The sequence below is a fragment of the Pseudoalteromonas sp. GW168-MNA-CIBAN-0100 genome (genome assembly GCF_040309225.1).
Lineage (GTDB): Bacteria > Pseudomonadota > Gammaproteobacteria > Enterobacterales > Alteromonadaceae > Pseudoalteromonas > Pseudoalteromonas arctica.
On sequence record NZ_JBEOOL010000053.1, the window covers coordinates 1 to 12938 of the forward strand.

13 protein-coding genes are annotated in these 12938 nt (G+C 38.2%); 6 read left to right on the plus strand and 7 right to left on the minus strand.

Going from position 1 to position 12938, the window contains the following annotated elements:
- The first annotated feature begins 188 nt into the window (after nt 1-188).
- The 3 genes from AAEY62_RS19720 (at nt 189) to AAEY62_RS19730 (ending at nt 2309) form a co-directional block, all read left to right on the plus strand.
- Nucleotides 189-716: a VC2046/SO_2500 family protein gene (locus AAEY62_RS19720; protein WP_024598316.1), complete on the plus strand. Its 528-nt coding sequence runs from the start codon at nt 189-191 to the stop codon at nt 714-716.
- Nucleotides 717-895: 179 nt separating this feature from the next.
- On the plus strand, nt 896-1198 hold the full coding sequence (locus AAEY62_RS19725; protein ID WP_002961433.1) for a DUF6172 family protein: 303 nt from the start codon (nt 896-898) through the stop codon (nt 1196-1198).
- A 193-nt stretch (nt 1199-1391) separates the two neighbouring features.
- Nucleotides 1392-2309: a GGDEF domain-containing response regulator gene (locus AAEY62_RS19730; protein WP_350635864.1), complete on the plus strand. Its 918-nt coding sequence runs from the start codon at nt 1392-1394 to the stop codon at nt 2307-2309.
- Between the two features lie 74 nt (nt 2310-2383).
- Here the strand turns inward: AAEY62_RS19730 and AAEY62_RS19735 are convergent, their stop codons facing one another.
- The 3 genes from AAEY62_RS19735 to AAEY62_RS19745 form a co-directional block, all read right to left on the minus strand.
- Nucleotides 2384-2863 carry a YchJ family protein gene (locus AAEY62_RS19735; RefSeq protein WP_350635867.1) on the minus strand — a complete coding sequence of 160 codons (480 nt, stop codon included), beginning with the start codon at nt 2861-2863 and terminating at the stop codon, nt 2384-2386.
- Nucleotides 2864-2901: 38 nt separating this feature from the next.
- A complete protein-coding gene (locus tag AAEY62_RS19740) occupies nt 2902-3336 on the minus strand; it encodes a SulA-like leucine-rich domain-containing protein (RefSeq protein WP_007583705.1) in 435 nt (144 codons plus the stop codon).
- A gap of 298 nt (nt 3337-3634) precedes the next feature.
- Nucleotides 3635-4099 (minus strand): tetratricopeptide repeat protein, encoded by a 465-nt coding sequence (locus tag AAEY62_RS19745; RefSeq protein WP_007583707.1) that lies wholly within the window; start codon nt 4097-4099, stop codon nt 3635-3637.
- Nucleotides 4100-4217: 118 nt separating this feature from the next.
- On the opposite strand from AAEY62_RS19745, the gene AAEY62_RS19750 reads away from it, so the two are divergent.
- Nucleotides 4218-5510: an NCS2 family permease gene (locus AAEY62_RS19750; protein WP_007583709.1), complete on the plus strand. Its 1293-nt coding sequence runs from the start codon at nt 4218-4220 to the stop codon at nt 5508-5510.
- A gap of 74 nt (nt 5511-5584) precedes the next feature.
- Here the strand turns inward: AAEY62_RS19750 and AAEY62_RS19755 are convergent, their stop codons facing one another.
- Nucleotides 5585-6343: a hypothetical protein gene (locus AAEY62_RS19755; RefSeq protein WP_101217419.1), complete on the minus strand. Its 759-nt coding sequence runs from the start codon at nt 6341-6343 to the stop codon at nt 5585-5587.
- 324 nt (nt 6344-6667) lie between these two features.
- Here AAEY62_RS19755 and cysB point away from each other — a divergent pair, with 324 nt between their 5' ends.
- Complete coding sequence (gene cysB, locus AAEY62_RS19760) at nt 6668-7645, plus strand: HTH-type transcriptional regulator CysB (RefSeq protein WP_002961670.1); 978 nt, start codon at nt 6668-6670, stop codon at nt 7643-7645.
- A gap of 77 nt (nt 7646-7722) precedes the next feature.
- Here the strand turns inward: cysB and AAEY62_RS19765 are convergent, their stop codons facing one another.
- The 3 genes from AAEY62_RS19765 to pabB all read right to left on the minus strand — a co-directional run bounded on the left by AAEY62_RS19765 (nt 7723) and on the right by pabB (nt 11143).
- Complete coding sequence (locus AAEY62_RS19765) at nt 7723-9099, minus strand: L-serine ammonia-lyase (protein WP_024590992.1); 1377 nt, start codon at nt 9097-9099, stop codon at nt 7723-7725.
- Between the two features lie 103 nt (nt 9100-9202).
- Nucleotides 9203-9778 carry an NUDIX hydrolase gene (locus tag AAEY62_RS19770; protein WP_024590991.1) on the minus strand — a complete coding sequence of 192 codons (576 nt, stop codon included), beginning with the start codon at nt 9776-9778 and terminating at the stop codon, nt 9203-9205.
- Nucleotides 9779-9784: 6 nt separating this feature from the next.
- Nucleotides 9785-11143: an aminodeoxychorismate synthase component I gene (pabB, locus tag AAEY62_RS19775; protein WP_165726316.1), complete on the minus strand. Its 1359-nt coding sequence runs from the start codon at nt 11141-11143 to the stop codon at nt 9785-9787.
- A 155-nt stretch (nt 11144-11298) separates the two neighbouring features.
- Here pabB and AAEY62_RS19780 point away from each other — a divergent pair, with 155 nt between their 5' ends.
- Nucleotides 11299-12825: a fumarate hydratase gene (locus tag AAEY62_RS19780; RefSeq protein ID WP_024590989.1), complete on the plus strand. Its 1527-nt coding sequence runs from the start codon at nt 11299-11301 to the stop codon at nt 12823-12825.
- The last annotated feature ends 113 nt before the right edge of the window (nt 12826-12938 follow it).

The following is a 12938-nucleotide window of genomic DNA, read 5'->3' on the forward strand; positions in this document are numbered from 1 at the left end:
GAGCTGGATTCGAACCAGCGAAGGCTGAGCCGTCAGATTTACAGTCTGATCCCTTTGGCCGCTCGGGAACCCCTCCAATGCAACGGCGCTGATAATAGCAAATTGCGTATTTAAGTAAAGAAAAAAGCTAAAGAAAATTGAAATAAAGCCGATAAATATCTATCAGTTACCACAATCGGCTAAAGACTATGCAAATAGATGATTTGTTAATCACAGAGAGTCAGTTAAACAGTAGACTCAATAATAGTGTGCATGAAAATCGCCGTGGCGAATTTGCACTATTATTAGCGATGCTGTCACATGACGCACTCGACTTTAGTCAATTTCATTTACCAAAAACTGAAATAGATAATTTAGTTATAGAAGAAGAGGCGTTAAGAAAGCAATTTGGCGCAGGTCCAAAGCAACTTTTAGCCCCTGATGAATATAACATGTTGGTTGGACAGTTTAATGCATCATTAATATCTCAAGAAGGGGAACGCTGCGGTATGACAAGTATTAAGCTAAGGCAATGCTTAAACCCTGAACCACTTGCGATTAGAAATGATGATAAGCATATTCCACTTAATATAATAGATAACTGTGAGCTTGCTGTCAGAAGAAGAATTAAAAGCGAACAAACGCAACTTGCTAATCCTCCTATAGATGCAGCTGCTTTTTACGACAGCCTTAATAATGATGCAATACATCAACCACTTCAGCTTATTGCGGTGTGATATATGATTGTAATAATCATCAGTTAATATATGCTTTATAACGGGTCTGCTTTATATATTTGCTAATAATTGATTTAATGAAAAAAAAGCATCCAAAAATTAAATGCAATTGCTATAATGGCGTCAAATGGTATGACATGAAATGCCATTATCATTAAACCAAGGTAATTAGGAACGTAATGAAGAAAACATTCACGCTAAATCACGAGAAAATCAAATACCCTCGTATGGTTGATGCTGCAAAGCACGAAGTGAAAAAATATTTGAAAAGAGAGCGTAATAAAACGCTACCTGAAGATGCTGACTATTGGGCATTTGACTGTAAGTTTGGTAACACAGCTGAAGATGCGCAAGTTGTGCACGTTGCTGAATTAAGTAACCAAATTGGCGAAATTGAAAAGCAAGGTTTGACCTCTTTCTACGTAGAGATTTTAGCTCGACCTGCTCAACGTCAACAGTTAGATTTAGATGATGACGAATAATACTTAACTAAATTAAGTATTCAAAGTTATAAAATGAGCCCAAGTGGCTCATTTTTTGTTTTTATGCAATAAAGATTTACTAAAAAGCATTTTTATTAGTAACCAATAAGTAGAACCCCTCTTAATTAACATTTGCATAACAAAATGTGATGCTATAGGCTGTTTTTAATTAAAAAAACAAAACATTTTTACTATGCCAATAAATTACTCTGACCATCAATTAAAACTAAGTTTAAAGAATTCTAAAGTACTTGTCGTTGACGATCAGTTATTAAGCTTAATCGTATTGAAAAAAATATTATCTGAGCATTTTAATGTGACAACTGCTGGAAGTGGTGAAGAGGCGATAGAAATTTGTAATGTTGATTTACCTGATATTATCCTACTCGATATTAATATGGGTGGAATGAGTGGTATTGATACATGTTTAAAATTAAAAAATAATACTGAAACACAGGATATCCCAGTTATTTTTGTTACATCCTTTGAAAACGAAGAAGAAGAGTGCTGGGAAGCCGGAGCTGTCGATTTCATTAAAAAGCCGATTAAAAAAGAAACATTATTTAGAAGAGTTCGTGCGCATATAACGTTAAAATTACAACATGACTTACTCAATCAAAAAGTATTTCTAGATGATTTAACAAAGGTATTCAATCGTCGTTATTTTGATGCGCATTTTTCTAAAATGGAACGAAGCGCCTTACGAGAAAAAGTCGACTATGCACTATTACTCATCGATATAGATTACTTTAAGCAATACAACGATCTTTATGGTCATGTGCAAGGCGATACGGTTTTAAACCTTGTTGCACAAACTATTACTAATAGTTTGCAAAGGCCAACCGATTTTGTTGCGCGTTACGGCGGCGAAGAGTTTGTAGTTGTTCTACCGCATACAAGCACTGAAGGTGCAATTTGTGTTGCTGATAAAATTAAACAAAATGTGGTCGATTTAGGAATATTACACAGATATTCAGAATATGACTTTGTGACTATTAGTATTGGCGGTGCAACCCTACAACCGTACGTAAATAACAAAAACACCTTGCAGATCGCAGATGAAAAAATGTATGAGTCTAAAATGCAAGGTCGTAACCAAGTGTGTTTTTAAGTTTAGCTAGCTAATAAATCACTTTGACACTTAAAAACACCTTGTAGGTGATAAATATTAAATAAGATTATTTATTACACGCTATGACATTTTTTGTACTTTTTATTGCTACCACATGGGCAGTCATCATTTCTGCCCACTTTAATATCTTCAACAGGATATATAGTGCCATCTAAATAACGCCATTGAGTGTTTTCTTTAATAAACTGCGATCTTTCGTGAAGCTCACAAAATAAGTTTTGATAAAAATATTGGGCTTTAAATTCTACAGTGCCGGTATCGCCATCATGGCTTGACCCAATTACATCAAGATTTATAAATCGACAGCTGTTAGCAAAATCATTGATTTCTTTAACCGGATTTTCAGCTTGTTTTTCTTTTGCGTAGGTTTGATAAACATATTCTGCATTTTTAATAACATAAGCACTGAATCGTGAGCGCATAAGTTGTTCAGGAGAGTCAGCTTGCTTAACAGATAAGTGAAGTGGCTCGCAGCAATCGGCATAATTGTGCCCACTGCTGCAAAAACATAATGTGGTATTGAGTGAAGTCATAATAATAATACAAAGTCTAAAACATTAGTCTAACAAGCTTATTGGGCGAGTGATATCTCTGTTGTTTGAGACTTTTTAGTAAAACAGTATAGTTTTGTATTCGTTTTACTTAAATCGAACGATAGATTCGTAAGTAGTTGGTTATTAACTATATCGGTCCAGGTAATTACCGCTGCAAAGTTTCCGTTATGTAATGCAGAATTTAATACATACTCTAAATTTACTAGGTGCTTCTGTCTAATAACAAGTAATTTACTTGTATCAATAGAGCATGAGTCAAGTAAAGCTTTGCTCGGTACATGATCTGGAGCAATTAGTAACGTCCATGCATTAGAGCTATTGTATTGGTGTAATACTTTTAAAAGCTCAAAGGTCGCTGAAATTTCATCTTCAATTTGAATCAAATTCACGCAATCGCTTTGCTCATCTTGTTGGTAACTTTTAACTGTTCTTACGGTAATAGGCTGTAACATAATTTCACTCACTGGGTTTTTATACAGTATTCATATACAGTAGTTTATACAGTGCTTTCGTGCAAGCCTTTTATGCTATTTATTTGTACAGTTATTCAGCTTTTGATCATTGTTTTTATTTTTTGAATTTATAATTCTTTATTAATCAGGTTGTTATAGGGTTGTTTTTGAGAAGGTATTCTAAAAATAAATTTTTGCGTAGTGTCTTCATTTTGGGGTTTTATACTGTATAGGATTATCTTTGTAACCATATACAGTATTTTTTTACACTGCATACAGTACTTCTATCATGGTTAGCTTATGTGTTTTCACTCGTGCGAGGGATCATATGAGAAAACTGGAGTTGGTGGATTTGTTCGTACAAACTTGCCGCATAACATTGAGCATCTTTAAATCGCTTAGTTTCGATATGTTTGCGTATATCTGTAACCGCTGCAGTGGCAGGGGCGTACCCTTGGCTACTTGCTAAGCTTAACCAAGCTACAGCATGAAATACACTTTGTGGCACGCCTTCACCTTTCACAAAGAATAAACCTAAATAAAACTGTGCTCTATGGTTTCCCGCCATTGCAGCAAGCCGCATCCATTTTGCAGCCAATGGAGCTTGATTATTTTTTAAATAATATAGGGCTTTATTTAACGTACTTTGCTCATCTTTTTTATTATCAACGGGCACAGAGGTATTTTCGGGTTGAGTAACAAAACCTAAAATATTATCTAGCTGTTGCTCTAAGTCTTGCTCACAAGGTGTTGTTTTAAGCATATTGGTTCATTTATTATTTTAACTACTCTAACAGTTTAGTATATAGCAAGGTAAAATGTCCTGTAAAAGATAATTTTTATGTTAAAATCTCGCCACTTTTTACTATCACAAGTTTATTATGTTCGAAGCCTTATTTAAACTGAGCGAAAATAATTCAACAGTTAAACGCGAATGCGTTGCTGGCCTAACTACCTTTATAACTATGGTATACATTGTATTTGTAAACCCGGCTATGCTCGCAGAGGCTGGGATGGATCAAGGGGCTGCATTTGTAGCGACATGTATAGCAGCTGCGATAGGCTGTTTTATAATGGGTTTATGGGCTAACTATCCATTAGCATTAGCGCCTGGTATGGGACTAAATGCCTTTTTTACGTATGGTGTCGTATTAGGAATGGGTTATACCTGGCAAGCCGCGTTAGGGGCTGTATTTATGTCGGGTTGTATATTTTTGTTTTTAAGCTTATTTAAAGTCAGAGAGTGGATTATTAATGCCATACCTCTGGTGCTCAAGCGAGCAATCGCAACGGGTATAGGTGCTTTTTTAGCATTAATTGCCCTTAAAAATGCAGGCATTATCGTCTCAAGCCCGGCAACATTAGTGCAGTTGGGCGACATTACTTCTCCAGGACCGTTATTGGCTATATTAAGCTTTTTTGTAATTGCAGCACTTTTATACCGCGACTTTAAAAGTGGCGTGCTTATTAGTATTTTATTAGTGACTGGCATTGCTCTAAGTTTTGGGCTTGTTGAATATCACGGTGTTATGGCTATGCCACCATCAATAATGCCTACTTTTATGCAGCTAGATTTTGCAGCCGCTTTTGATATATCAATGATGAGTGTTATTTTTGCTTTCTTGTTTGTCGATCTTTTTGATACTTCGGGTACATTAGTTGCGGTAACTCAAAAAGCAGGTTTAGCTGATGAAAAAGGTAACATGCCTCGTTTAGGGCGCGCATTAAGTGCTGACAGCTCAGCAACAATTGCAGGTGCGATGCTAGGTACGTCTACGACTACATCGTATATAGAATCGGTTGCTGGTGTATCTGTTGGCGGACGTACTGGCTTAACAGCTGTAGTTGTAGGCATTTGCTTTTTACTAATGATGTTTTTTGCACCGCTTGCACAAATGGTACCGGCTTATGCTACGGCAGGCGCTATTTTATATGTCGCTGTTCTGATGCTGCAAAATTTAAAGTTTGTAAACTGGGATGATATGACCGATGCAATTCCTGTTACTGTGGTATTACTAATGACACCATTAACGTTTTCGATTGCGCACGGTATTGCACTTGGTTTTATATCTTACACGGCGGTTAAAGTCTTGTGCGGTAAGCAAGATCAAGTCAGTATTAGTGTTTGGATATTAACAGCCTTGTTTGTTTTCAAGTTTGCATTTTTGTCTTAATAGCTAACAAAAAACACAAAAAAGCCTGCACAAATTTTAATTTGTGCAGGCTTTTTAATGCTTTTATAAAAGCACTACCATTTCTTTTTAGGAGCAAACAGTATATCTAAGTCGTCTTGCTCTTCTTCTGTTTTCTTTTTAAGTGCGCTTGCATTAGAAGCTCGCAGTTCAACACTAATTGCTTCTAAGTAACCCTCAACTTCCAAGCGTTTTGAAGTTACGTATTCATCAGAGTAGGTGACTGCACTGAGTGTTGCCTGCGCTTTTTCAAAGTATTGTCTTGCAGAGCCAACCATACTGGCTGAACGGGCGGATAGGCCCCGTTTTATTTGGCTTTCAATATTAATACGCAGTTGTAGTTTTTCGAGACGTTTATCTTCAAGAACAAAAACTTGGCTATCAATACGACCTTTGCTGTGTTCAGAGCGTAAAATTGAGCGTAATTTTTTAATGCCTTGAATTAGGCCTACAAGTTGTTTGTCATTACTCGGTAGCGTTAAAGCTTCACTGCTATTATCTTGAACTGGATTAGATAAGTGCGTTTTTGCTTCACTTAAGCGGCTTTTAAGTGCTTTAGATGTTTGCGAGTTAGTAACCATTGTATTTAAAGCTTCGTAAATACGGCGCTGTAATGTACGAATTAGATTTTCAGAAAGGGGGATGTTAGCACTATTCATTAGTGCCTCTTCTGTTTCTTCTATTATAGCTTTTTGTTTTGTAAGCTCTTTACGGCGTTCTGCCTCTTGTTTTTCTTTGTGTTGTTGTACAGCACTTACCCAAAGTGCAATCACAATCAATGCAACTATAAGCACTATTATAATAGAAACGATCATGGTGTAATTCTCGGATATATAACCTAATTATTTAATCTTACATTAAATATACGTTAACAGGGTAGCTTTGCGCCGATTAACTTAAAAAATATACCAAAAAATTGATAGGTTGAGCTCTTTATAAACTGCAGTAAGCCTAAGGGCTTATAAACTAAAGCTGAATAATCATCGCTACCTGAAGCATATTTATTATGCTAGCCTTGAGCTCTAATCAGATAATTGCACACCTAAAGACCTAAAGTGCTATTTTACGTAAATAACACTTGGTTTTAAGCGGTATTGCCTTTATAAATAATATGAATAATAACGTTAAAATTTGCAGCCATGAAATTACAACAACTCAGATACATCGTAGAAGTACAAAATCATAAATTAAATGTTTCAGCGACTGCTGAGAGTTTATTTACCTCGCAGCCAGGAATTTCTAAACAAGTACGCATGTTAGAAGATGAGTTGGGTGTGCAAATTTTTGGTCGCAGTGGTAAGCATTTAACGCATGTAACCGGTGCCGGCGAAGATATTATTAATATTTCTCGTGAAATACTCTCTAAAGTAGAAGGTATTAAAGCCGTTGCTAATGAGCATACGCTACCTGATCAAGGTAAGTTAAATATTGCTACAACACATACCCAAGCTCGTTATGCTTTGCCTAACGTAATTCAAGGGTTTATGAAAAAATACCCTGCGGTATCGCTTCATATGCACCAAGGTACTCCACAGCAAATATCGGATGCTGCAGCACGCGGTGATGCCGATTTTGCTATTGCAACAGAAGCACTGCATTTGTATTCAGATTTAGTTATGCTGCCTTGCTACCATTGGAATCGCAGTATTGTTGTCGCTAAAGACCATCCGTTGGCTAAAAAGGCAAATAGTTTAACCGTTGCTGATATTGCTCAATATCCACTCATTACATATGTATTTGGTTTTACGGGCCGCTCAGAGTTAGATAAAGCGTTTAGCGCACACGGGCTTGAACCACACATTGTATTTACCGCAACCGATGCTGATGTTATAAAAACATACGTACGACTGGGTTTAGGAGTTGGTGTTGTTGCTTCAATGGCGATAGATCAAGTGAGCGATACCGATTTAGTGTGTATTGATGCAAGCCACTTATTTGAAGCTAGTACGACCAAAATTGGTTTTAGAAAGGGCAGCTTTTTACGTACTTATATGTATGATTTTATCGAACGTTTTGCACCGCACTTAACTAAAGAGCGAGTAGAGCGAGCAAGCTTATTACGTAACCAAGATGACGTAGATAAGTTATTTGCAGATATAGAGTTACCCGTTAAATAATGTCACTACATTAAATGAATAATAAAAAAGCCGCCTATTTTAAAAATAGGCGGCTTTTTCTTTTTATAGCGAGCTGATTAACATTCGATAATATTAACAGCCAATCCACCGCGAGCGGTTTCTTTATATTTAGTTTTCATATCGTTACCAGTTTCAAGCATGGTTTTAATCACTTTATCAAGCGATACCTTTTGCTCGCCACTGCCACGTATAGCTAAACGTGAAGCGTTAATTGCTTTAATAGCGCCCATTGCATTACGTTCAATACACGGTACTTGTACTAAGCCACCAACAGGGTCGCACGTTAGGCCTAAATTATGTTCCATACCAATTTCTGCTGCGTTTTCTACTTGCACAACATTGCCACCAACAATTTCTGTTAATGCGCCTGCAGCCATAGAGCACGCAACGCCGACTTCACCTTGGCAACCTACTTCGGCACCCGATATAGAGGCATTCTTTTTATATAAAATACCAATAGCAGCAGCGGTTAATAAATAACGCGTGGCTATATCGCGGTCTACTTCTTTCACAAATGTGTGATAGTACATAAGCACAGCCGGTAAAATACCCGCAGCACCATTAGTTGGTGCGGTAACTACACGGCCACCTGCAGCGTTTTCTTCGTTTACGGCAAGGGCAAATAAATCAACCCAGTCCATTGCACGAAGCGGGTCGTTACTGACCTCTATATTTAGTTTTAAGTATAAGCTGGGCGCACGGCGTTTTACTTTTAAGCCGCCAGGTAAAATACCTTCGGTGCGCATACCACGGTCAATACAAGCCATCATTACTTTCCAAATATGGAACAATGTGTCTTTTACTTCGTCTTCAGTGCGCAGTGTTTTTTCGTTTTTCATCATCAAGGTAGAAACACTAAACCCAGACTCTTTACACATCTCTAGTAGTTCTTTTGCGCTACCAAATGGGAAGGGGGCTGGATTTTCTTCTCTAATATCGAGGGCTGCTTGTTTTTCGTTTTCAAACTCTTCGTCGGTAACAATGAAGCCACCGCCAATAGAGTAATATACTTTGCTGTAAATTTTTTCGCCGTTGTTTGAGGCGATAATTTCCATTGCATTAGAATGCTTAGGCAGTGTTTTACGACGATGAAAAACAATAGCACCTTGTTTTGGGAATTTGGCTTTATGTGTTTTGTTTAAATAAATAACCTGATCTTTTTCAATGGTCGCTAAAATGTCGTCGACTAAATCGGCATCAATTGTTTCAGGATCGTAACCGGCTAAACCAAGAATTACGGCTTTACCCGAGCCATGGCCAACACCTGTTTGACCAAGAGAGCCATAAAGCTCTACTTTAATATCGGTAACATTTGCTAATAATTGTTGTTCTTGTAGGTCATTAACAAATAAGCGTGATGCGCGCATTGGGCCAACGGTGTGTGATGACGAAGGGCCAATACCAATGCTAAACATATCAAATGCACTGATCATAATGTGTGTGTCTCTACTTTGTTTTATCAGCACGAAGCTGCTCTTTGAACGGTCGAGCATGATAACGTGGAATTGTGATTGTGTAACTACTAATAACGAAGATTTAAACTGGTAAGGCGAGTTGTTTTGTAAAGTTTTTTATAATGCTTGCAGTCGCACCCCAAAGTAAACCATGCGGCGTTTTAAAACCTTGCAAAATAACCGTTTTCCCAAATCGTTGAAAAGGTAAGGGTTGCCAGTTAGCTTCGTTATTTAATTCAGTAACAGAGAGCAAAAAGCTCGCTTGTACTTCATTATAGTCATTTTCCCAGGTGGTGTTTTTTTTGAGTAAACCCACATAGGGGCTAATACTAAAACCCGTTAAGGTTGAATACTCAGGTAAGTGACCTAATACATTAACGTTGCTTTGGGCAATATTTAGCTCTTCTTTTAGTTCGCGAAGTGCTGTGGTGCGAAGGGTAATGTCGCTTACTTCAAACTTGCCTCCGGGCAAACAAATCTCCCCAGGGTGATGGTGTAAATAAGTAGGGCGTTTACACAGTAAAATATGTGCATGGTTATCTATATCAATAATTGGCAGCATAACAGCGCTAGCGCGTTTTTTACGTGTGTCTTTTAACTGATTTGGCGCAGCTGTAGGGCTTAACAGAAACCGCGCCATAATGTGTTCACTATTCAAAGCGACCTACTGTTTTAATAAAGGGAGGATTTTATTTACTTTATCGTAAGTTTCTTGATATTCCAATTCGACTTTAGAATCAGCGACTATTCCGCCACCTGCCCAGCAGTAAATTTGCGCTTTGTGGCACACCAATGTGCGAATAGTGATACTCGTATCCATATTTCCACATGCACTTAAATAACCAATTGAACCACAATAAATGCTGCGGCGATGCGGTTCTAATTCTTCAATTATTTCCATCGCTCTAATTTTTGGCGCACCGGTGATTGAGCCACCCGGAAAAGCCGCTTTTAGCTGATCGACCGCTGTTTTACCTTCATCAAGTTCTGAGGTGACCGTGCTTACTAAATGATGCACTGCCGGAAAGCTTTCAATAGCAAAAAGCGAAGGGACGTGAACGCTGCCTGGTTTTGCTACTTTGCCTAAGTCGTTACGCAGTAAATCAACAATCATTACATTTTCAGCGCGATCTTTAGCTGATGCTGCGAGTATTTGCGCTTGGCGTTGATCCTCTAGTGCATCTGCTTTTCGCGGCAGTGTGCCTTTAATTGGCTTGGTTTCTACAACGTTATTATTTACAGATATAAAGCGCTCAGGAGAAATTGATAAAATAGCCCCTTGAGGGTGATTTATAAAGCTCGAGAATGGCGCTTTATTTGCCTCACGCAGTTTAATATAAGCTGCCCAAGGGGAGCCTTCAAACTGAGCGTTAAAGCGCTGCGCTAAATTAATTTGGTAACAATCGCCACTTTTTAAATACTCCTCAATTTGGGCAAACTTTGCAGCGTATTCCGTTTCGCTCATATTTGATTGCCAGTCGCTATTTAGGGCAAAGGACTGTGTATTAACTTGGGAGTTAACGTGTGTATTTAAATATTGCTGATAAAGCGCTAATCGATCGGTGTTTGGCTGCGATACATAAAACCAGCTTTGTTGCTGCTTGTCGTAAATAAGGGCATCTAAGTAAAGGCCAATAGCCATTTGGGGAAGGTTAATATCTTCAATAGCACGAGTGGGGATATTTTCAATTGTACGGCCTAGGTCGTAGCCAAAGTAGCCAAGCCAGCCGCCGTTAAAGGGTAAATCGTAACCGGCTTTTGTTTTATCAAGATGCGAAAGCTCATTATTCATAATTTCAAAGCAGTTATCACTACTTTCTATATTATTTAAAAAGCTTTTATTATTTTTTACTTCAAGGGTACTTTGCGGCTCAATGGCAATAATATCAAAACGGCTGTTTATATGATTACTATTTGCAGAATCTAATAGAATTGCATAAGGCAAATGTGAAAAATGCGCAAAAACGTCAATGCAGTTTTGTGTTATGCCTAATTTAATACAATTTTTTTTATTGTTTAGCATTTACTGCCCCTTTAAGAACTGGCTCGAAACGGGCTGGGAGGGTATCATAAGTCAAATTTTTTGGCAGCACTAAGCTGTAAAAAACAGTGCAAACCACCGTCACCGGTTTGATTTAGATTACGCGACAACGCGTAACGGTAACTTAAGGAACCACTATGAGTACAATTTGTCAGCAAGACTTTATTGATAGCATTGAAGATGCATTGCAATATATTTCGTTCTATCACCCACTTGATTTTGTTCAAGCTCTCGAAAAAGCTTACAACAAAGAACAAAGTAAAGCGGCTAAAGACGCCATTGCACAAATTTTAATTAACTCACGCATGTCGGCTGAAGGCAAGCGTCCACTTTGCCAAGATACCGGTATTATTACCTGTTTTGTTAAAGTAGGTATGGATGTTAAGTGGGATAAAACAGATTTAACCGTTCAACAAATGGTTGATGAAGGTACTCGTCGTGCATATTTGAATCCAGATAACCCTTTACGTGCATCTATTGTTGCAGACCCTGCTGGCACGCGTAAAAACACGAAAGATAATACGCCTTCGGTTGTGCATATTGATTTAGTAGCGGGTGGTAAAGTAGAAGTAATGGTTGCGGCTAAAGGTGGCGGCTCTGAAAACAAAAGTAAAATGGTTATGTTAAACCCGTCAGATGATGTTGCTGAATGGGTAGAAAAAACACTACCAACAATGGGTGCTGGTTGGTGTCCGCCAGGCATGCTAGGAATAGGTATTGGTGGTACGGCTGAAAAAGCGGCAGTAATGGCTAAAGAGTCGTTAATGGACCCGGTTGATATCCATGAACTAATGGAACGCGGCGCAGAAACGACTGAAGAAAAACTGCGTTTAGAAATATTTGACCGCGCTAATAAATTAGGTATTGGCGCACAAGGCTTAGGCGGTTTAACAACGGTTGTTGATGTTAAAATTAAAACAGCACCAACGCATGCAGCTTCAAAACCTGTAGTAATGATCCCTAACTGTGCGGCAACTCGCCATGTACATTTTACACTTGACGGTTCTGGCCCTGCTAATTTAAAAGCACCTAAGCTAGAAGATTGGCCACAAGTAACATTTGAAGTGGGCGAAGGCACACGTCGCGTTGACTTAAATACACTGACTAAAAAAGATGTTCAAGAATGGAAAATGGGTGAAACTGTTTTACTTTCGGGCACTATTTTAACAGGTCGTGATGCAGCGCATAAACGTCTGCAAGATATGATCAATTCAGGTGAAGGTTTACCAAAAGGCGTAGACTTTGATAATAAATTTATTTATTACGTTGGACCAGTAGACGCGGTACGTGATGAAGCAGTTGGTCCTGCAGGCCCTACAACTGCAACTCGTATGGATAAATTTACCGATATGATGCTAGAAAAAACAGGCATTGTAGGCATGATTGGTAAAGCTGAACGTGGACCTGCAACTGTTGAGTCTATTAAAGAGCATAAATCTGTTTATTTAATGGCTGTAGGCGGCGCAGCTTACTTAGTATCTAAAGCGATTAAAAAAGCACGCGTAGTTGCTTTTGAAGATTTAGGTATGGAAGCTATTTATGAATTTGAAGTAGAAAATATGCCAGTGACCGTTGCAGTAGACAGTGAAGGCGCCAATGCGCATACACAAGGCCCTGCAATCTGGAAAGCTAAAATAGAAGAGCTTGATAGCAAGCTAAAATAACGTACGTTTTGTATTTTTAAAAAGCGAGCCTAGTGCTTAACACCACTCGTTTAAGAACGAGTGGTGTTTTTTCGTTTATACCTAACTGGATATTTTTGTGTCTTTGCGAGCAC